Below are 20912 nucleotides of genomic sequence, written 5' to 3' on the forward strand. Positions count from 1 at the left end.
CCGGTCACCGGCCGGCCGGCGCTGCGCCGCTGCCGGGGGGCGCGAGATCGTAAGTCGGCAGGCGGCGCGACGGGACCTCGAGCGCCAACAGGTGGAGCGCGGTCACGTACACCCGCCCCCCGTAGCCGCCCCAGCGATCGGGGATCCCACCGAGCGGATCCCAACTCCCCTCCACCGCCCCCGACCGCTCCTGCCGCGCTTCGAGCAGCCGGCACAGCGCCTTGTACCACCGCTCCCAGTCGCTGCCGCCGGTGTGGACGAGGACCTGCGAGGCGTAGTACCAGAGGTAGGCGTCGCGGCGCCGCACCTGCCGCGTGCCGTACGACGGCTCGAACGCCGCCAGCGCCGCGGCGGCGTCGCGGACGGCCGGGTCGTCGACGGGCGTGCCGGTGTGGAGCCGCATCAGCGTCCCCAGCGCCGTCATGCAGGCGATCGACAAGTCGCTCGGGCGCTGCTGCGGATTGCCGACGTTGTACACGTAGCGGCGCGCCGCGATCCCGGTGCCCGCGTCCGCTCCCGCCGACGACGCCTCGACGAACGTTCGCACGTGCGCGATGGCCGCGGGGTCGATGGCGATCCCGGCCAGCTGACCGGCACGGAGCGCGACGAGCATCCAGCCGCTCACCGACAGGTCGGCATCGGAGCGGGGCGTGTAGCGCCAGCCGCCGCGCTCGGGGTGCTGGCTGGCGGCGATGAACGCGCAGGCCTTCTCCGCGGCGGGGCGGAGCAGGGGATCACCCGTCATCCCGACCGCCTCGCACAGCGCCATCGTGCCGATGGCGTGGCTGTAGAGCCATGCGCAGCTGTCGGAGAGGGGGTCGGACGCGACGTACAGGTCGCCGTCGGGCTTCTGGGTGCGCGCGAGCCATTCCAGACCACGGCGCACCGCGTCGTGGTGCGGACCGTCGAAATGGTCGTAGCCGGCGCCGAGGAAAGCCAGCAGCGCCAGGCCGGTGGCAGCGGTGTCGCTGCGGAGCTTCGTGACCTGCCGTGCCGCCGGGTCGGCGCTGCCGTCGAGCGACCAGCTCCCGTCAGGGCGTTGGCCCCGCGCCAGGAAGGCGAGGCCGCGCTCGATCATCCGATCGGCGGGCCCGTCGGCGAGGCGCCCCGACGAGCGGCCCGCGTAGGGCCGGGCGATCGAGCGCACGCGCCCCTCGGAGGGGAGGACGACCGCCGCGGCGCGCGGCAGCGTGACGGCGGCCACGGCGCCTGGGACCTGTCCCCGGCTCGGCGCTGCCGCCGCGCGGCGCGGCTGCGCGAGCGGCGGCAGCGATTCGGCCGACAGCGCCTCCTCGTCGCCGCCGCGCGGTGCCGTGACCGCGCCCCCCGCTGCCGCGGCCGTCGGCCGCCGCGCTGCCGGGCGGACGCCCAACTCCGCCAGCGAGCCCGTCGCGCCGCGTGGCCCGCCCGGCGCGGCCATCGCGGGAGCCGGAGGGAGCGCCGCGACCCGCCCCGCGCCCGCGTCGACCGCAATCGGCTCGCGCCGGTTGACACCGTCGGGCGCGGGGACGACGGCGCTCGGCCGGGGACGCCTCGAGACGCTCGGCGCCAGTGCGGCCGACAGCCCTACGCCGTCGCGCTCGGCCGCCAGCGGCGGCGGCGCTGCCGCGACGGGCTCGGCCAGCGCCGCAGCGCCGCCCCGCGTCGCCGGCCGCAGCTCGATCGCGCCATCGGCCAGCGCAGCGGGTGCGGGGAGCTCGGGCGTTACATCCGCGGCCGTCAGGTCCGGCTCGGCGGCGATCCGCGCAAGCGCCGCCGGTGCGGGCATGGCGTCGTCGGCTGCCGACTCGGGGCGCGCGACGTCCGCAGCCGCCGGCACGAACGCCTCCGCGGCCGCCGGAGCGCCGGGATCGGTCGCGGTCGGCAGCGCATCCCGGACCGTGCCATCGGCAGCGAGCGCCGCGTCGAGGAGCGGCTCGAGCGGCCGCTCGTGGGCCGACTCCGCCCGGGGATCGTCCGCGACCGAGAGCGTGAACTCGCGGGGCACCGGCCGGGATCGCTCGCGCTCGGGGACGGGGGCCGGGGCGTCGGTCGCCAGCCGCAGCGGCGTCCGCGCCAGGCCCCCAGCGAGCCAGGCATGGGCGGCAAGGCTCGCCAGCAACGCGAGGCCGAGACGGAACCGATTGCGCCACACGGCGGCGCGGAGGCCGCGCGACCCGCTGGCGGGGGAAACGGTGCCGACGGCTGGCGCGAGACGCTCCATCGCGGTCATCTCACGGCGGGGGCGGCCGGTCGTCGCTGACCGACTGCACGTGGTAGTCCTCGATTCCCGCCAGCACGCAGGCGTTCATCGCGCCGACGACGAACTTGTGGGGAACCTCCTCGTCGGCGCGGAGGATCACCCGTTGGCCGGCGGGCTGGTCGGCGGCCGCCTGGCGGAGGAGCCGCTCCAGTTCGTCGAGCTCCACCGGCCGCGCGCCGGCGTGGTAGGCGCCGGACCGGTCGATGTTGATCACGAACTCGGGCACGCGCGTCGTCAGCGGGCGGGCAGCGCTGCCCTGGGGGAGGACGACGTCGATCACGCGATCGGCCTCCTCGAGCCGGCTGGCGACGAGAAAGAAGATCATCAGCAGGAACACGACGTCGATCAGCGGCGTCATCTCGAGCCCCGCGCCGAGGCGCCCCTTGTCGATGCGGACGCTCATGGCGCGCTCCCCACGCGGCCACCGGCGCCGGCCGGTTCGCCACGCCCGGCAAGCGCCGTGCGGGGCCGAGGCTCCGCCCCCTCGAGCGCCGCGACGAGCGGCCCGACACACGCGTCGACACGGCGGAAGCCACCCATGATCCGCCCCTCGAGGAGGTGGGCGATGACCGCCGCCGGAATCGCCACGCACAGTCCGGCAAACGTCGTGATCAGCGCCACGTAGATCCCCGAGGCGAGCTCGGCGGCGCGGTTGGCACCGGCCTCGAGCTGGGCGGTGGTGTAGAAGGCGAGGATCATCCCCTGCACGGTGCCGAGCAGACCGAGGAGCGGCGCCACCTGGACCGCCAGGGCGATCGGGCGGATGTTGGCATACAAGGCCGCCGCCTCGCGCTCCTTGGCGACCTCACCGGTCCGCTCGATCTCGGCCGCGGGGCGTTCGGCCCGGGCGACGACCGCGCGGACGACGTTGGCAGCGACGCTCGGGCGCCGGGCGCACAGGTCGAGCAGGGCGTGGGTGTCGACCGGGCGGGAGCCCGCCAGCCGGTCGACCTCGTCGGCGAACCGCCAGGGCACGAACCGCCCCGGGCGCAGCGCCAGGATCCGCTCGAGCGTGAAGGCGACGACGATCACCGACAAGGCGGCGATCGGCCACATCAACGGCCCCCCGGCGAGGAACATCTGCCAGAGGTTGGTGACGTCGTTCATCGTTTCTCCTCGTCGCGCCCCGGCGCCGCGGTCGCGGCGCCGAGCGCGGCCAGCCGCTTCCGAGCCGCCGCCAGCTGCGGTGAATCGGGATGTTTTTCGACCAGTTCGCCGTACAGCTTCCGCGCCTGATCGGGCTGCCTGAGGACCTCGAAGCACCGCGCCGCCTCGAACAGCGCCTGCCCCTGCCAGGGGCGGTAGTCGGCCCCCTCGGCCGTCCCGTAGGCGACCTTGAAGAAGCTCCGGATCGCCTCGTCGTGGCGTCCCTCCTCGAACAGCACCTCGCCTTCCATCAGCCGGGCCCGCGCGGCCAACGGCGTCGTGGCCGCGTCGGCCAGCGCCCGGAAGCCCTCGCGCGCGGCGGCGAGCTGGCCGAGTTGCTGGCGTGCCGCCGCTGCGGCATACGCGGCCTGCGCGGCCGTGCCACCGGCCGCCTCGGCGTCGGGAAGCGCCGCGCGGGCGCGCTCGGCGAGGTCGAGGCTGTCCTGCCAGGCGTCCTGGCGGGCCGCGGCCTCGGCGGCGCGGAGCAACGTCACCGCGCGGAGGCCGTCGCTCGAGATCCGCTCCGGCTCGGCGAGCGCCTCGGCGAGCGCCTTGCGCGCCTCGTCGACGCGTCCGAGGGCGAACAGCGACTGGCCGAGCAGTGCCCGGCCGTCCACCGCCCACGGCCCCTGCGGTGCCGCGGCGATCTGCCGGGTGAATTGCGCGGCTGCCGCGGCATGGTCGCCACGCAGGGTGTGGACCCAGCCGAGCTTGTGGCGGGCCTGCTCGGCGATCGCCGCACCCGCCGGCGGCGCCGCGGCGAGTGCTTTCTCGTAGGCGGCGGCAGCGGCATCGGGGCGGTCGTCGAGGAAGGCGATCTCGCCGCGCTCGAGCCACGCGGCCGCCACCAGCGGGCTACGCGGGAAGGTATCGACGAGCCTCGTGAACGATTCCTCGGCCGCCGTCGGATCCCCAGCCGCGAGCGCCGCCAGGCCCCGTTCCCAGCAGACGCGATCACCGGCGGGAAAACCCGGGTCGTCGCCGACGAGCCGGTCGAGCAGCGCCAGCGCCTCTCCCGCGCGGCCGACCGCGGTCAGGCAGGTGGCGGCCACCAGCCGCGCTTCGCCGAGCGCGCGCGGATCGAGCGGCCTGCTGCCGTCGCCATGGGCTGCCAGCAGGCGCTCGGCGTCGGCGAGCCCGGCGGCCGGATCACCCGAGCGGGCCCGGGCGTCGGACCGGGCCAGCAACGCCGACGTCGCCGCTGACGAAGCAGGATAGCGCTCGATCGCAGCCGTCCACGCGGCGATCGCCTCCGGGAGCCGACTGGCGCGCTCGTGGCACCAGCCCGACGCGGTCAGGCTCGGCGCCGCCCGCGGGCCCTGCGGCGCGAGGCGCAGCACCTCGGCGAACGCTTCGAGCGCCTCCTCGGCGCGGCCGGCCGCCATCCGCGCCTGGCCGAGTCGGAACGCCACCTGCTCGCGCGAGCCCTCCGGCACGCGGCCCGCCGCGAGCCGCTCGGCGAGCTCGAGCCCCCCCGCCGCATCGCCCCCGTCGAGCCGGGCGCGGATCGCGAGCAGGTCGCGGTCGACGGCGCGCGTCCCCGGCGGAACGGCGCGGGCGAGCCGCTCGAGGATCACCAGGGCGTCGCGCGGCTGTCCGAGCTCGACCGCCGCGGTCGCCTCGAGCAACAGCGCTTCGGCACGGGCCTCGGGCCCGGGGCGGGTCTGGTCGAGAGCGGGCAGGGCGCGGGCGAGCTGGTCGCGGGCCGCCTTCCAGTCGCCGCCGGCGCCGAGCGCGGCGGCCTGGCGCACGAGCCAGGCGCCGGTGCGTGCGTCGGCGGGATGGTCCTCGGCGAGCCGTGCGAACGCGTTCACGGCCGCCGCCGTGTCGCCCGAGGCGAGCAGCGCCTCGGCGCGGATCGCGGCGACGTCGATCCGGAGCGGGTCGCCTGCCGGGGCGGCGGCGAGCAGCGCGTCGGTCTCCGAAATGGCCTCGGCCGTCCGCCCCGCCTCGAGCGCGGCGAGGGCGAGCACGGCCCGCGCACTGGCGGCGGCGCCGTCGCCGGGGTGGTCGCCGACCACCTTCCGGTAAGCGGCCTCGGCATCGGCACGGCGATCGGGGAGCTCCCATAGCGCGTCGGCCCTCGCCAAGTGGAGCGCGGCGACGCCAGCGGGTGCGGCCGACGGAACCCCTACGGCAAGCCCGAGACCGCGCTCGGCCGCGGCGAGCGCCTCGGCGGCGCGGCCCTCGGCCAATTCGACCCGCGACAGCTCGGCGGCCGCCTCCAATGCGATCGGGGCGCCGGACCCGACGAGCTTCATCAGCCGCGCCCGTGCCGCCCCCGTATCGCCGGCGGCGGTGAGCGCCCGCGCGGCGAGGAGCGCGCCACGGGCGGCGAGCGGCGAATCGGCGTGGCGATCGGCGAGGCGGCCATAGGCTTCCGCGGCCCCCTTCCAATCGGCCGCCTTCCATCGCGCCGCGCCGATCCGCTCGAGCGCGGCGTCGGCGCGCGGTCCGCTCGCCAATGGCAGGAGGAGCTTCTCGGCGGCGCGTGGATCGTCGGCGACGAGCAGATCGGCACGGCGGAGGGCCACGTCGGCGGCGAGCGGATGCGCCGGGAACAGCTTCGCGAACCGGCCGAGCGTCGCCAGCGCCGCACTCCCGTCGCCGGCCTCCGCTTCGGCCACGCCCAACGAATGGAGGACGTCGGCGAGACGGGGCGTGGCGGCGGCACGCGAGTCGGGGATCGGCGCGGCGGCCTCGCGCCACGCCGCCAGCGCACCCTCCCGATCACCGGCCTGCCAGCGGGCCTCGCCGAGGTACCAGCGGGCCTCGGTGTCGAGGCCCGGCGGGACTCCGGCGGCGACCGTCTCGCCGAGCAACGCGGCGGCCGCGCCGTAGTCGGCCGGCACCGCGGTCGCCTGGGCGGCGACGAGCGTGCCCTTGGCCCATTCGAAGCGGGCCAGCGCCACCGTCTCGGCGTCGGCACCGGCCTGGGTCACGACCCCGCGAAAGGCTTCGGCCGCCGCCGGCCAGTCGCCGAGCTTCGCGCGACAGATCCCGAGTTGGTACTGCGCCTTGGCGACGAGCGCGTCGGCGGGATGGTCGCGGAGCAGCGCCTGCCACTCCTGTGCCGCCAGATCCCAGGCACCCCGATTTTGCAGTGCGGCGGCCGATGCATAGGCCGCCCGCGCGGCGACGCTCGGCACCGGCTCCGCGGCGCCGGCACCGGCGGCGAGCACCAGCGCCAGGCAGGCTGCGGCACGGACCACGAGGCTGCGGCGGCCGGGACGACGACCCCCCACGCCCCGGGGCGGAACGGACACCACAGGCATCGCACTCACCGGAGCGCTCGAGGGGCTGGAAACGATCGCGACGCTGGGCGGGGACAGGCTCGTGCATGATACTGCCTCCCGGTCCGATCCGGACAGCGCCCGGCGGCGCGTCGACCGCGGCCGGCCACCGCCGCCATCGTCCCATCCCGGAGCCTGCAGCGATGTCTTTCCCCGTGCGTTCCCTGGCAGCGTCGTTCCCCCGGTCGCGGGTCTTCGCGCCGCGCCCCGCCACCGTCGCGCAGGCGACGGCGCGGCTGGCGGTGGGAGTCGCGCTGGCCGCCGCGGCAGCCTGCGGGCAGGCCGCGTTCGCCGACCCCCCGGCCGGCGAGGTGCTCCAGTTCTCGTTCGAGAACAGCCGGATTTTCCCCGGCACGTTCCGTGACTACTGGGTCTACGTCCCGCGGCAGTACGACGGCACGACGCCGGCCTGCGTCCATGTCAACCAGGACGGGATCCAGTTCGACGCCCCGAAGGTCTTCGACCGGCTGATCGACGAAAAGAAGATGCCGGTCACGATCGGCGTGTTCGTGATGCACGGCCGCGTCAGGGCGGCCCGGCCGGACGCCCTCGACCGGTTCAACCGCAGCTACGAATACGACGGCCTCGGCGGCGATTACGCCCGCTTCCTTCTCGACGAACTGCTCCCCGACGTCGAGAAACGCACGACCTCGGACGGGAGGAAGATCGTCCTCTCCAGGGCCGGCAACGACCGGGCGATCGCCGGCACCAGCAGCGGCGCGATCGCCGCCTTCACCGCCGCCTGGGAGCGCCCCGACGCCTTCACGCGCGTGTTCAGCGGGATCGGCACCTACGTCGGCCTCCGCGGTGGCCACGGCTATGCGACGCTCGTGCGCAAGACCGAGCCGAAACCGATCCGGATCTTCCTCCAGGGGGGATCGAACGACCTCAACATCTACGGCGGCGACTGGTGGATCGCCAACCAGGCGCTCGAGCGCTCGCTCTCCTTCGCCGGCTACGACGTGCGCCACGAGTGGGGCGATGGCGGCCACAACGGCAAACATGCCACAGAGCTGTTTCCCGCCGCCGTCGAGTGGCTGTGGCGTGACTGGCCGCAGCCGGTCGCACGCGGCGCGGGGAGCAGCCAACTGCAGGACATCGTCGCCGCCGGCGGGAGCGGATGGGAACGGGCGACGAGCCTCGCCGGGTTTGCCGCCACCGTCGATCCGACCGGTCGCCCGGCGCTCTTCCACCGGGAAACCAAGACGGTCGACGGCGTGGGGCGGGCCGAGACGACCTGGACGGAGATCGGACTCCCCGGCAGCACGCCGCGCGACGGCGGGCCGCTCGTCGCCACACCGCCCGGGATGGTCAGCTCGGCCCAGATCTGGCGTCCCGACGGGACGCTCGTCGTCGCCCAGGAGCCGGCCCCGGCGCCCGACGGGCGCCGGCAGGTGACGCTGGTGGTGTGCGAGCCCGGGCGGGCGCGGCCGCTGGCCCAGCTGCCACCGGGGCGCGTCGGCGCCCTCGCCGTGCGCGCCGACGGCAGCCTGTATGCGACGCTGGCGGGCACCGGCCCCGAAACACCCTCGCGCGTCGTCTTCATCCCGGCCGCGGAAGAGGCGCCGCGCGTCGTCGCCACGCTTCCCGGTCCGGCAGTCGCCACGGGCGTCTGTCTGTCGCCGGACCAGAACCTGCTGTATGTCGCCGACGGCGCGTCGCACTGGGTCCACAGCTTCGTCGTGGCCGCCGACGGCACGCTCGCCGACGGGCAGAAATACTTCCACCTCCACGTGCCCGACACGAGCGACGACGCCGGCGCCGACGGGCTCGCCGTCGACCGCGACGGGCGCCTCTGGGTGGCGACCGCCATGGGGCTGCAGGTCTGCGATCAGGCGGGGCGCGTGAACGTGATCCTGCCGCTGCCCGACGGCGCACGGCCGACGAGCGTGGCCTTCGGCGGACCGGAGTTCGACTCCGTCGTGGCGACCACCGACACCGGCGCGTTCACACGCCGGCTGAAGGTCCGCGGCGCGCCCGGCTGCCTGCCCCCGAGCCTGCCGGCGAAGCCGCGACTGTGACGCCTGACGAACGGCCGCCGTGATGAACCAGCCCCCGCCACGGGAACCGCTGCCGCCGTGGGCGGCCGACCTGCCCGTCCGCGCGGTGCTCGACGACGTCGTCGCCGCGTCGCGCGGCGGTGCGGCGGTGGTCGTCGCCCCGCCGGGATCGGGCAAGACGCTGCTGGTGCCGGCGGCGCTCGTCGACGACCTCGGGGGCGCCGCGGTGATCCTCGTCCAGCCGCGGCGCCTCGCGGCCCGGGCGGTGGCGGCACAGATCGCGCGGCTCCGCGGCGGCGCGCTCGGCGACGAGGTCGGCTACCAGGTGCGTTTCGACACCTGCACGTCGCGGGCCACGCGGCTGTTCGTCGAGACGACCGGGATCGTCCTCCGCCGGCTCCTCGACGACATCGCGCTGCCGGGCACCGGCGCCGTCGTCCTCGACGAGTTTCACGAGCGCTCGGTGGAGATGGACCTCGTGTTCGGTCTCCTGCGCCGCGTCCGCGAGTCGCTCAGGCCCGACCTGCGGGTCGTCGTCACCAGCGCCACGCTCGCGGCCGGCCCGGTGGCGGCTGCGCTCGGGGGCTGCCCGGTGATCGAGGCGGCCGGGAGGATGTTTCCGGTCGAGGTCGTCCACCACGGGCGCGGGCCGCGCCGCGAGCTGGTCGAGATGGTGCGGCCGGCCGTCGAAGAGGCACTCGGGCGCACGCCCGGGCACGTGATCGTCTTCCTGCCGGGAGTCGGTGAGATCGCCGCCTGCCAGCGCGATCTCGACGGACTCGCCGCGCGCGGCGGCCACGACCTCCTCCCGCTCCACGGCGACCTCCCCCCCGAGCGCCAGGACGCGGCGCTGGCCGAGACCGGCCGGCGAAAGATCATCCTCGCGACCAACGTCGCCGAAACGTCGCTGACGATTCCCGGCGTGACCGCGGTGGTCGACTCGGGTCTGGCACGGCAGCTGGTCGTCAATCCGGCGACCGGTCTGCCGCGCCTCGAGCTGGTGGGCATCTCGCGGGCCGCCGCCGACCAGCGCGCCGGCCGCGCGGGGCGCACGGGGCCGGGGCGAGCCGTGCGGCTGTGGACCGAGGCGGAGCACGCTGGCCGCCCCGCCGCCGAGACCCCCGAGATCCTCCGCAGCGACCTCGCCGGGCCGCTCCTCTGGCTCGAAACACTCGGCGAGGCGACCGACTTTCCCTGGCTCGATCGCCCCTCCGAGGAGGCCCTGGCGACCGCCCGCCGGGTGCTCGAGCGCCTCGGCGCGGTCGATGCCGACGGGCGCGTGACCGCACAGGGACGCGAGATGGTGCGGCTCCCGACCCATCCCCGGCTCGGCCGGATGCTGATCGAGGGGGCGGCGCGGGGCGTGCTCCGGGAAGCCTCGATCGCGGCGGCGCTCGTCTCCGACCGGGATCCGTTCCGCCGCGCCGCCCATGCCGGAGGGGGCCCGCGCGACAGGCGCCAGGTGCGCTCACGCTGCGACGTCGCCGACCGCGTCATCGCCCTCCAGGCGTTTCATGCCGGCGCTGCCGCCGACGATCCCGCCCTCGAGCCCCACCCGCCGGCGGCCCGGGCGGTCCTCCGCGCCGCCGAGCAGCTGTTCCGGATGGCACCCGGCCCGCTCGGCCCGCGGAGCGCCGACCCGCGCGAGGCGCTGGCACGCTGCCTGCTGGTGGCGTTTCCCGACCGGCTCGCGCGCCTCCGCGCCGGGTCGGGAGACAGGGGCACGCTCGTCGGCGGGCGCGGCGTGCGCCTCACCGAGCCGTCGCGCGTCAGCCACGAAGCGCTGTTCCTTGCCGTGGACATCGACGACGCGCGGGGCGAGGCGCGGACGCGGCTGGCAACCGCCGTCGAGCGCGCCTGGCTCGACGACCCGACCACGGCGGCCAATCTCCATTCCGCCGACGAGATCGTCTTCGACCCGGGCCGGCGCCGCGTCGCCGGACGGCGGCGGACGCGGTGGATCGATCTCGTACTCGACGAGGCGCCGCTGCCGGTCGGCGCCGGCCTTGCCGCCGAGGCGGCCGCGGTCCTTGCCGCCGAGGCGCTGGCCCAGGCACAGCGCTGTTTCCCGGCAGCCGATTCGGCGCCGGGGCGCTTCCGCGCCCGGGTCCGCTGGCTTGCCGGACTCGTTCCCGACCTCGGCCTCCCGCCGCTCGACGACGGGCAACTCGCCGGCCTGCTGCCCGACATCTGCCGGGGCCTCGAATCGCTCGACGACGTCGCCACCGCCGACTGGCGGCCGCGCCTCGAGGCCCTCGTCGGTCATGACCGGCTCCACCTCGTCGACCGGCTGGCACCCGACACGATCGCGCTGCCGGCGGGGCGGCGAACGCGCGTCGACTATCCCGCCGGCGGTCAGCCACAGGTCGCGGCCCGGATCCAGGACTTCTTCGGGCTCGCCGAATCCCCGCGGATCGCCGACGGACGCGTCGCGGTGGTCCTGCAGCTGCTCGGCCCCGATCAGAGGCCGCGCCAGGTGACTTCCGACCTGGCGGGATTCTGGCGGACCACCTATCCGGGACTGCGGCGCGAGCTGGCCCGGCGCTATCCGAAGCACGCCTGGCCCGAGGATCCCCTGGCGGCGCGGTGACGGCGGCCGGCCTGTGGCAACGGTTCTGCCGGGGGTGCTGGGGAATCCTCGGCTGGCGCTTCTGCGCCCGCTGGCGATCGTGCCTCGGGCACCGCGCCGCCGGTCGGCGCTTGAGTGGCGGCCGGCGCCGCGCCGATCCCTTCGGTCACGCGGTCGACAGCCTCCCCGCCCCCGGGGTGTCGGCGGGCTTCCCCCCAAAGGTGCCTCGCCCGCCGTCGCGCCGCCGGTCCGGTCGGTCCCCCCCAAAGCCTGTTCGAAGGAGTCTCCCCATGCGTCGGTTGCTCGTCCTGTCGACGATTGCCACGGTCCTTATCATGTTGGCGTCCGCCCCCCAGGCTCAGGCCCAGGGCACGCGTGCCGTCCGTGCCCAGCGCAACGGTCCGATCGCCAAGCTGATCGAGCTGGAGCGCCGCAAGAACGAGTGGCTGCGGCAGCGCTTCCTCGGCCGCTGAGCCCTGTGGGGGGCGGCCGCGCCGGAGCCGCCTGCCTCTCATGTTTCCCCTCACCCGGCAGTGGGCCGACGATCTGGCCCGCTTCGTTGACGACCATCGGGCTGCCCGGCCCGCGCGGGCAGTCCCGATGGTCGCTGCGGAGGCTGCCGCCCACGACGCGATCCTCGTGGACCATCTGCGGCGGTTCCTCGACCACGATCTCGCCGTGCTGCGCCGCCACCGCACGGCGCTGGCCGAGCGCACGGACGTCGATCCCGATCCGGTGGTCGTCGTCATGACCAACCCCTGGGGCCTGCCGGCGACGTCCCGGGCACTCCTCGCCGTCCCCCCCGGCAGCGTGATCGCCGTCACGGAGCTCGAGTTCCGCTATTTCTCGCGCTGGCGGCCCGACGAGGGCCACCGCCACCACGTCAACCACTGGAGCTGGATCAAGCGCGGGCTCCCGGAGCCGCGGCAGGCGGAGTTCGCCTGGCTCGGCGCGCCGACCGACGCGGTCCTCTGGCTGCACCGCAGCGGGACCACCGGCGCGGGTGCCGGAGACGGGCTGGTGTGCGCCGTCCACCACTGGGACGGCACGCGCGCCCGCCTGCTCACCGCCGACGCGGCGCGGCGCACCCCCGGGGGAGCGCCATGACCGGCCGGGCCGCGGTCGCAGCGGCCGCGCGCGGTTTGACGCTCGCCGGCGCGGTGCGGTATTACCATCCGCTCGTCAGCCGCTGCGGCCGCCGGCCAGCAACCCCGCCGAACACGCGATGAAGACGCCGCGGATCCTCCTCACGACGACCTCGTTCCAGGACACGCCGGGGGAGCATCACGCGGCGCTGGCCGCCACCGGCTGGGAGGTGGTCACCGCCCGTGGGCCGCTCTCCGAGGAGGCGACGCTCGCCGCCCTCGCCGACGCCGACGCCACGATCTGCGGCGACGACATGCTCACCCGCCGCGTCCTCGACGCGACGGCGCCGCGGCTGAAGGTGGTGAGCAAATACGGCATCGGCGTCGACAAGATCGACGTCGCCCGCTGCACCGAACTGGGGATCCCGGTCCTGTTCACCCCCGGGGTCAACCACACCACGGTCGCCGAGCATGCCTTCCTGCTGCTGCTGTCGCTCGAGAAGCACCTCCTGTTCCACGCCGATTCGACGCGGGCCGGGGGCTGGAAGCGGCAGACCGGCCGGGAACTGCTCGGCAAGACGATCGGAATCGTCGGCCTCGGCCGGATCGGCAAGGAGGTTGCGATCCGGGCCCGGGCGTTCGGGATGCCGGTGATCGCCCACGACGTGTTCTGGGACGACGACTTCGCCCGGGACCATGGCGTCGCCCGGTCCGCGACGCTCGCCGAGCTGCTCGCCGCCGCCGACTACGTCTCGCTGCACACCAACCTCACCCCCGAGACGCGGCACCTCGTCAACGCGGCGTCGATCGCGACGATGAAGCCGGGCGCGATCGTGATCAATTGCGCCCGCGGCGAGATCGTCGACACCGCGGCGGTCGTCGACGCGCTGCGCTCCGGCCGCCTCCGCGGCTACGGCACCGACGTCCTCGACGAGGAGCCGCCGCCGGCCGACCACCCGCTCCTGCGGCTGCCCAACTGCGTCGTCACGCCGCACGTCGGCTCGCGGACGCTCGAGAGCGTGCAGCGGCAGGCGATGGCGGCGGTCACCAACCTCGTCCGCGCGCTGCGCGGCGAAGCGCCGCTGGCCCAGGTCAACCCCCAGGTGCCCGTCCGCGCGTTCGGCTGAGGCGGGGCCCGCGCGGGGCAGGAGGAGGCAGCGCGATCATGGCAGAGACGTTCCACGTCGTCCCGGTGGAGGCCCACGAGGCGCTCGTCGCCGGCGCCTACCGGGCGCGTGGGTTCGACGCGGCGGAGGCCGCCGCCGCCGCGCGGCTCGCGACCGCGGCGACGACCCACGGGATCCGGACCCACAACGCGATCAAGGCGCTGCATCTCGACGAGATGTTCGGCTCGCGGCAGGGGGGCTGCGTGCCGGGAGCGGCGATCCGCCAGCTGCCGGGCCGGTTCGACGCCGCCGAAGTCTGGGACGCCGGCCGCAAGCTCGGCCAGGCCGTCGCCTGGGAGGCGATCGAGACCTGCATCCGCCTCGCCGACCGCCACGGCATCGGCATCGTCAGCGTCGACAACGCCTTCCATTACCTGTGGGGGGGCGGCTACGTCATGGAGGCCGCCCGGCGCGGCTACCTCGCCTACACCAACTGCACCGCGTCGCTGGCCGAGGTGGTGCCGTTCCAGGGGGCGTTCCCCACGCTCGGCACCAACCCGCACTCCTGGGGCTTCCCGACCACGGCCGCGGTCGGGTTTCCGGTGGTCGTCGACTGGGCGACCAGCGTGATCGCGATGGGGCGCGTGCAGCAGCTCAAGCGCGAAGGGAAACCGCTCCCTCCCGGCGCCGCGGTCGATGCCCAGGGACGCCCGACCACCGATCCCGACGCGGTGGCGGCGCTGGTGCCGTTCGGCGACCACAAGGGCTACGGCCTGTCGCTGATCAACGAGCTGGTCGCCGCGTTCATCGGTGGCTCGCTGCCGACGATCCGCAGCCGGCCGCGGGCCCCGGCCGCCCCGGGGGAGAAGCACTCCTGCTGCTTTTTCTTCCAGGTGATCCATCCCGATGCGGTCAGCGGCGGAGCGTTCGCCGCCGGCCGCGACCAGGCCGCCAACGTCGCGGCGGTCCTCGCCGACATCCGCGGCCATGGCAACGACCGGAGCCTCCTCCCCGGCGAGGTCGAGGCCCGGGCGGCGCGGCGTGCCGGCGCGGCCGGCGGGTTGCTGTTCTCGTCGGCCGAGGTCGAGGCCCTCAACGACATCGCCCGCGAGGCCGGCCTCCCGGCGCTCGACCCGGCGCCCCTGGCGACCGCCTGAACAATTTCCCCCGCGGCCCCCTGAGGAGTGCCCATGTCCCTCCCGCTCAAGCCCCGTGAACGCTGCGGCTTCGACCAGGTCTCACTCGGCGAGGTGATGCTCCGCCTCGACCCCGGCGAGGGGCGGATCCGCACGGCCCGGCAGTTCCACGCCTGGGAAGGGGGCGGGGAATACAACGTCGCCCGTGGACTGCGGAAGTGCTTCGGGCTCAAGACGGCGCTGGTCAGCGCCTTCGTCGACAACGAGGTCGGCCACCTGATCGAAGACTTCATCCTCCAGGGGGGCGTGAACACCGACTTCGTCCTCTGGCGTGCCGACGACGGCATCGGCCGCAGCGTCCGCAACGGGCTCAACTTCACCGAGCGCGGGTTCGGGATCCGCGGCGCCGTCGGCGTGCCCGACCGCGGCAACACCGCCGCCAGCCAGCTCAAGCCGGGCGACGTCGACTGGGACCGCCTGTTCGGCTCGATCGGGGTGCGCTGGTTCCACACCGGCGGGATTTTCGCCGCCCTCTCGGAGTCGACGGCGCGGCTCACGATCGAGGCCGTCGAGGCCGCCAAGCGCCACGGCACGATCGTCTCCTACGACCTCAACTACCGGCCGAGCCTGTGGAAGAGCATCGGCGGGCTGGCCAAGGCCCGCGAGGTCAACCGGGCGATCGCCCGCCACGTCGACGTGATGATCGGCAACGAGGAGGACTTCACCGCCTGCCTGGGGTTCGAGGTCAAGGGGGTCGATCACGGCCTGACGGCGATCGAGGCCGACGCGTTCAAGGCGATGATCGCCACGGCGGTCGAGGAGTATCCCAACTTCAAGGTCGCGGCCACGACGCTCCGCCGGGTGGTGTCGGCGACGAAGAACGACTGGTCGGCGATCCTCTGGCACGACGGCACGTTCCACGACAGCCGCAAATACCCGGAGATGGAGATCCTCGACCGCGTCGGCGGCGGCGACAGCTTCGCCAGCGGACTGATCTTCGGATTCCTCGAGTTCAACGACCCGCATCGGGCGGTCGAGTACGGAGCCGCCCACGGCGCCCTGGCCTCGACGACCCCCGGCGACACCTCGATGGCGACCCGGGCCGAGGTCGAGAAGCAGATCGCCGGCGGCGGCGCGCGGGTCGTCCGCTGACGCCGCGGAGCGGTCCGGCGCGGAGCACAACGGCGCTCATGGAGGGTGGCAGGAACTTCGTCGTCGTCCCCGAGGGGCTCGCCGCACGGCCGCGCGCCGATCGGCTGACCCGGCCGTCGTGGGTCTTCGAGACGGTACTCGAGCGCTGCCACGCGCTGGCTGGCGCCCACGACGAGGTGTATCTCGCCCCGGCCAACACCTTCGGCCAGGCCGAGACCGAGCAAGCCGTCGCCCACCGCTTCCTCGACGCGCTCGGGCCGGCGTACGGGATCACCTCGTTCGCCACCGCCACAACGCGGTACGTCGACACCCGCGGCAACGCGACGTTGTTGCGCGACTGGCTCACCGCGCACGCGCGGTGGCCGCTGCCGCGCTGCACGCTGGTCGTCAACGAGTGCCATCTGGCCCGGGCGCGGCTCGTATTCGAGCAGGAGGGATTCCGGTTCGAGCACTGCGAGGGGGTGCCGCGGGGTGCGCGGCGGCCGGAGCCGGTCGTGCCGCGGCTGTGGTACTACAACCACCCGATCACGCACCGGGCCTACGAGCAGGCTGCCTTACTGGCCAGCCGGCTGCGGTTGATCTGAGCCGTTGCGGGGGGACTCGGCCCGGGAAGCGCCGTCACTTCGCCGGGGCGGCGCGGACGTGGATCCCGTCGGCGGTCAGCTGGATCACCGGGATCGGCAGCTTCGGGTCGAACACCGCCTTGCCGGTGACGACGACGTCGGCCCCCTTGGCCACGCCGAACAGCTTCCGGGCGTCGAGCGGCAGCACTTTGCCGTCGTCGCCGAGGAACTGGACGGCGACCATCGGGGCGTTGGCGGACCGCTTCCTGCAGAACGGGCAGTTGTCGGCATCGTGACCGGGCTTCGCGCCATGGTCATCGGCCGGGATCTCGAGGAGGACGAACGACGCCTTGCCGTCGAGAAACGGCTCCATCCCCTTCGCCCCGATCCGGCCGGCGACGACGATCGGCTGCGGTGTGGTGGAGAGCTTCGCCTTGGCAGCCGAGGGGCTCACCGCGCCGGCAGGCTCGGCGGCCTTCACCAGCCGGCTGCGGGCCGCCGCTGGATCGACGTCGGCCCGCGCCACTGTCGGCAGGACCGCCACGAGCAGCGCGATCGCCACGAGCAGCGCGACCGCCACGCGCCGTGTGACGCGACCACCGGCCCCCCATCCTCCCGCACCGTCGTTCACGAATCCCGTGTCCGTCATGACAGACTCCTTTCCGTCAGGTTCCCTCGCCGAGCACGCCGATCGCCTTCTCGATCGCCTCCGCATGGGGCGCGAACTCCACCGGCTTGTCGGCAGCGCCGTGGATCGCCGTGTCGAGGGCGTCGAACGCGGCGAAGATCTCGCCGAGCGCCGTCTTCACCGCCGCTTCGCGCTCCGCCGGGAGCTTGGCCTTCGCCACCAGCCCCTCCATGTCCTCGAGCAGATGACCGACGGCATGCACCGGACCGTCGGCTTTGTCACGGTCGCCGGCGGCGAGGGCTTCCTTCACCTTGCCGACCAGCTCACGCAGTTCGGTGACCGCGGCGGCGAGGGTGGTGGGATGCGCGTGCTCGGCGGCACTGCCGGGCTTGGCATGGTCGTGGCCGTGATCGTGGTCATGTTCATGGTCATGGTCGTGGGCCGCCCCGGACTGCTTGACCGCGATCGGCGGCCCGACCGGCTTCGGGGGAGTGGCCTGATCGGTGCAGCCGGCGAAGAGGATGGCGGCACCCACGGCGGCCGCGGCAGCGGAGACGAATCGAGGCGACTGTGACAGACGAGGCATGATCGGTTCCCCGGTACTCGGCCGCAGCGGCGGCCCGTGACGGCAACTGGATTGCAGGATACCCCTCAGCCCGGTCGTCCCGCAACGAGAATCGGCATTTCCCACCCCGGATCAGCGACCAAACAGGCGAGGCTCCGCGGCGCGAGGTCGAGGGGCACGCTCGGGTCGACAAGCGGCCCACGGCCGTCGGCGTGGATGTCGCCGGGCGCCGGCCGGGAGGTGTCGATGAACAGCCGCCACGAGAGCCGCGGGATCGGGCCGCTCGAGGGCACGCGGAACTGGCGCGGACTCCCGCCGGCATTGGCGAACAGGAGCAGGTGCCGGGGCATCCCGGCCGACTCTCCCCCCGCCGCGCTCTCCGGCGCCTCCGGGGCCCCGAGGAAGCACGTCAGCGCGGCGTCGGCCGCGTACCAGTCGATCGGCCCGCCGTCGGCAGCGAACCACTCCACGTCGGGGAGGGCGCCGGAACTGCTCGCCCCCCCCTGGAGGAACGAGCGGCGGCGGAGTGTCGGGTTGCCGCGGCGGAAGGCCACCAGCTCGCGCACGAAACGGAGCAGGTCGGCGTTGCCGTCGACGAGCCGCCAGTCGAACCAGCTGACGTCGTTGTCCTGGCACCAGGCGTTGTTGTTGCCGCGCTGGGTGCGGCCCGCCTCGTCGCCGGCCAGCAGCATCGGCACGCCCTGGGAGAGGAGCAGCGTGGCGACGAGGTTCCGCTGCTGGCGGCGGCGGAGGGCGATCACGTCGGCCGCGTCGGTCGGTCCCTCGACCCCGTGGTTGTCGGAGAAGTTGTTGTTGTCGCCGTCGCGGTTCCCCTCGCCGTTGGCCTGGTTGTGCTTGTCGCGGTAGGCGACCAGATCGGCGAGCGTGTAGCCGTCGTGCGAGGTGACGAAGTTGATGCTGTGGCAGGGCTGGCGGCCGTCGTCGCCGTACAGGTCGCTCGACCCGGCGAGGCGCGTGGCGAAGTGCCCGGTCTGGCCATGGTCGCCGCGCCAGAAGCGCCGCACGTCGTCGCGGTAGCGGCCGTTCCACTCCGCCCACCGGAGGCTGGCGAACGACCCCACCTGGTAGGCCCCGGCGGCATCCCAGGCCTCGGCGATGACCTTCGTGTCGGCGAGCAACGGGTCTTCGGTGATCATCTCGACGACCGGCGGGTTGGGGAGCATCTCGCCGTTGCGGTCGCGCGAGAGGATGCTCGCCAGGTCGAACCGGAACCCGTCGACGTGGAAGTTGTGGACCCAGTGGCGGAGGCAGAGGAAGATCAGCTCGCGGACGATCGGGTGATTGCCGTTGACGGTGTTGCCGCAGCCGCTGTAGTTGCGGTACGACGCCCCCCCGTCGCCGAGCATGTAGTAGACGCGGTTCTCCAACCCCTTGAACGACAGCGTCGGCCCGGCCTCGTTGCCCTCGGCGGTGTGGTTGAAGACGACGTCGAGGATCACCTCGATGCCCGCCGCGTGGAGGGCGCGGACCATCTCCTTGAACTCGTGCACCTGGCAGCCCGGCGTGCTGCCGGCCGCGTAGCCGCGGTGCGGGGAGAAGAACGCCAGCGGATCGTAGCCCCAGTAGTTGCCGCGCTCGCCGGGCAGCCCGCGCATCGGTTCGTCGGGATACTCGTGGACCGGCATCAGCTCGACCGCCGTGACCCCGAGGCTCTTGAGGTAGGGGATCTTCTCGATCACGCCGAGGTAGGTGCCCGGCGCCGCCACGCCGCTGGTCGGGCTGCGGGTGAAGCCACCGACGTGGAGCTCGTAGATCACCGTGTCGGCAAGCTCACGGCGGAGGTGACGATCCCCCTGCCAATCGAAGGCGTCGTCGACGACCACGCACTTCGGCGGGCGCACGATCCCGTCGCCGTGGTGGAGGAACCGGCCGGCGAGGGCGCGGGCGTAGGGGTCGATCAGCCGCGCCGTGCCGTCGAAGCGCTGCCCGCGTGCCGGATCCCAGGGGCCGTCGGCCTGGAAATGGTACAGCTGCCCCGGGCCGAGCCCGGGGACGAACAGGCTCCAGATGTCACCCCACCGGTCACGCGCGGGGTCGAACTCGATCACCTCGGCCGGCTCGGCAGCGGCGACCGAGTCGTAGAGGAGGACGCGGAGGGCCGTCGCCGACCGGCTGTAGATGGCGAACTGCACCCCGGCGCGGCCGCCTGCGGCGCCGTCGTGGACCACCGCGCCGTACGGCAGCGGGTAGCTGAACTCGAGCACGGGAGTGTCGCGGGGACGCCGCGGGGGCGTCGGGCCAGAAGAGCGTCGCATCGGTTCGAGGATACCCTCGCCGCCGCGCCCACGCCGGGGCTTGCGGGCCGGGCCGGCGCGGCGATGATGCGGGGGTGAGCGGAGCCACCTATTCCAGCGCCGGCGTCGACCTCGAGGCCTACGCCGACGCGATGTCGCGCCTTCCCGCCCATCTGCGGCGGACGCAGTGCCCGCGCGTCGTCAGCCCCGAGGGGGGCTTCGCCGCCCTGTTCCACCTCGACCTGCCGGGGATCTTCGCCCGGGGCTACCGCGACCCGCTGCTCGTGTCGTGCACCGACGGCGTGGGCACCAAGCTCAAGGTCGCCGTCGCCGCCGGGATCCACCACACCGTCGGCATCGACCTGGTGGCGATGAGCGTCAACGACGCCCTCTGCACCGGCGCCGAGCCGCTGTTTTTCCTCGACTACATCGCCCTCGCCGCCGACGATCCGGCCCTCATCGAACGGATCGTGGCGGGGATCGCCGACGCCTGCGTGGCCTGCGACTGCGCCCTGGTCGGCGGCGAGACGGCGATCCTTCCCGACATGTACCACCCCGGCGAATACGATCTGGCCGGGTTTTGCGTCGGCGTCGTCGAGCGCCGCCGGCTCGTCGACGGCCGGCAGATCCAGCCTGGCGACGTCGTCCTCGGGCTGGCGTCGAGCGGCCTGCACTCCAACGGCTACAGCCTCGTGCGCCGCGCGGTCTTCGACCTCGGCGGGCTGTCGTGCGGCGACCGGGTCGCCGAGTGCGGCGGTGCGACGGTCGCCGAGGTGCTGCTGACCCCGACGCGCCTCTACGCCCGCCCGCTCCGCGCCGTGCTCTCCCACTACCGCCTCAAGCAGCCGGTCCACGGGATCGCCCACGTCACCGGCGGCGGGCTGGTCGAGAACCTCGCCCGCATCGTCCCGCACGAAGTGGAGATCGTCCTCGAGCGCGGGTCGTGGACCGTGCCGCCGGTGTTCGGCTGGGTGCAACGCTGTGGCACGATCGCCGACGCCGAGATGGAGCGCGTGTTCAACATGGGGATCGGGATGGTGACGGTCGTCGCCGCGCGGTTTGCCGACAGCATCCGCGATCAGCTGGCCGATCACGGCGTCGAGAGCTGGGTGATCGGCGGCGTGCGGGCCGCGACGGGCGCGGGCGAGCGCGTCCGCTTCGCCTGACGCGCG

At 74.3% G+C, this 20912-nt stretch carries 15 protein-coding genes and 1 pseudogene; 9 read left to right on the forward strand and 7 right to left on the reverse strand.

Going from position 1 to position 20912, the window contains the following annotated elements:
- Positions 1-4: 4 nt before the first annotated feature.
- The 4 genes from FJ309_08100 to FJ309_08115 are packed head-to-tail and all read right to left on the reverse strand — an operon-like array spanning position 5 to position 6663.
- A complete protein-coding gene (locus FJ309_08100; GenBank protein ID MBM3954561.1) occupies positions 5-2203 on the reverse strand; it encodes a terpene cyclase/mutase family protein in 2199 nt (732 codons plus the stop codon).
- Positions 2204-2213: 10 nt separating this feature from the next.
- Positions 2214-2645, reverse strand: a complete 432-nt coding sequence (locus tag FJ309_08105; protein MBM3954562.1) for a biopolymer transporter ExbD — start codon at positions 2643-2645, stop codon at positions 2214-2216.
- Entirely contained in the window at positions 2642-3349 is a 708-nt protein-coding gene (locus FJ309_08110; protein MBM3954563.1) for a MotA/TolQ/ExbB proton channel family protein, read from the reverse strand. Before FJ309_08110 ends, FJ309_08105 begins: the two co-directional genes overlap by 4 nt.
- The gene (locus tag FJ309_08115) at positions 3346-6663 is read right to left on the reverse strand and encodes a tetratricopeptide repeat protein (GenBank protein MBM3954564.1); all 3318 of its coding nucleotides are present in this window, start codon (positions 6661-6663) and stop codon (positions 3346-3348) included. Before FJ309_08115 ends, FJ309_08110 begins: the two co-directional genes overlap by 4 nt.
- On the opposite strand from FJ309_08115, the gene FJ309_08120 reads away from it, so the two are divergent.
- The 8 genes from FJ309_08120 to FJ309_08155 all read left to right on the forward strand — a co-directional run bounded on the left by FJ309_08120 (position 6504) and on the right by FJ309_08155 (position 16313).
- A complete protein-coding gene (locus FJ309_08120) occupies positions 6504-8702 on the forward strand; it encodes a gluconolactonase (GenBank protein MBM3954565.1) in 2199 nt (732 codons plus the stop codon). The two genes, FJ309_08115 and FJ309_08120, sit on opposite strands and share 160 nt — an antisense overlap.
- A gap of 22 nt (positions 8703-8724) precedes the next feature.
- The gene (gene hrpB, locus FJ309_08125) at positions 8725-11271 is read left to right on the forward strand and encodes an ATP-dependent helicase HrpB (protein MBM3954566.1); all 2547 of its coding nucleotides are present in this window, start codon (positions 8725-8727) and stop codon (positions 11269-11271) included.
- Positions 11272-11540: 269 nt separating this feature from the next.
- The gene (locus FJ309_08130) at positions 11541-11723 is read left to right on the forward strand and encodes a hypothetical protein (protein ID MBM3954567.1); all 183 of its coding nucleotides are present in this window, start codon (positions 11541-11543) and stop codon (positions 11721-11723) included.
- 40 nt (positions 11724-11763) lie between these two features.
- Complete coding sequence (locus tag FJ309_08135) at positions 11764-12357, forward strand: hypothetical protein (protein ID MBM3954568.1); 594 nt, start codon at positions 11764-11766, stop codon at positions 12355-12357.
- Positions 12358-12475: 118 nt separating this feature from the next.
- A complete protein-coding gene (locus tag FJ309_08140) occupies positions 12476-13462 on the forward strand; it encodes a 3-phosphoglycerate dehydrogenase (protein MBM3954569.1) in 987 nt (328 codons plus the stop codon).
- Positions 13463-13500: 38 nt separating this feature from the next.
- Positions 13501-14598 (forward strand): Ldh family oxidoreductase, encoded by a 1098-nt coding sequence (locus FJ309_08145; protein ID MBM3954570.1) that lies wholly within the window; start codon positions 13501-13503, stop codon positions 14596-14598.
- A 33-nt stretch (positions 14599-14631) separates the two neighbouring features.
- A complete protein-coding gene (locus FJ309_08150; GenBank protein ID MBM3954571.1) occupies positions 14632-15729 on the forward strand; it encodes a sugar kinase in 1098 nt (365 codons plus the stop codon).
- Between the two features lie 38 nt (positions 15730-15767).
- A complete protein-coding gene (locus FJ309_08155; protein ID MBM3954572.1) occupies positions 15768-16313 on the forward strand; it encodes a hypothetical protein in 546 nt (181 codons plus the stop codon).
- A 34-nt stretch (positions 16314-16347) separates the two neighbouring features.
- Here FJ309_08155 and FJ309_08160 read toward each other — a convergent pair whose 3' ends face one another.
- The 3 genes and pseudogenes from FJ309_08160 to glgX all read right to left on the reverse strand — a co-directional run bounded on the left by FJ309_08160 (position 16348) and on the right by glgX (position 19761).
- Positions 16348-16941: a hypothetical protein gene (locus FJ309_08160; GenBank protein ID MBM3954573.1), complete on the reverse strand. Its 594-nt coding sequence runs from the start codon at positions 16939-16941 to the stop codon at positions 16348-16350.
- A gap of 340 nt (positions 16942-17281) precedes the next feature.
- A pseudogene (znuC, locus tag FJ309_08165) lies at positions 17282-17359 on the reverse strand (zinc ABC transporter ATP-binding protein ZnuC).
- Between the two features lie 212 nt (positions 17360-17571).
- Positions 17572-19761: a glycogen debranching protein GlgX gene (gene glgX / locus FJ309_08170; GenBank protein MBM3954574.1), complete on the reverse strand. Its 2190-nt coding sequence runs from the start codon at positions 19759-19761 to the stop codon at positions 17572-17574.
- Between the two features lie 74 nt (positions 19762-19835).
- Between glgX and FJ309_08175 the strand changes: the two genes are divergently transcribed.
- Positions 19836-20906 carry a phosphoribosylformylglycinamidine cyclo-ligase gene (locus FJ309_08175; protein MBM3954575.1) on the forward strand — a complete coding sequence of 357 codons (1071 nt, stop codon included), beginning with the start codon at positions 19836-19838 and terminating at the stop codon, positions 20904-20906.
- The last annotated feature ends 6 nt before the right edge of the window (positions 20907-20912 follow it).

This window comes from Planctomycetota bacterium, assembly GCA_016872555.1.
GTDB lineage: Bacteria > Planctomycetota > Planctomycetia > Pirellulales > UBA1268 > F1-20-MAGs016.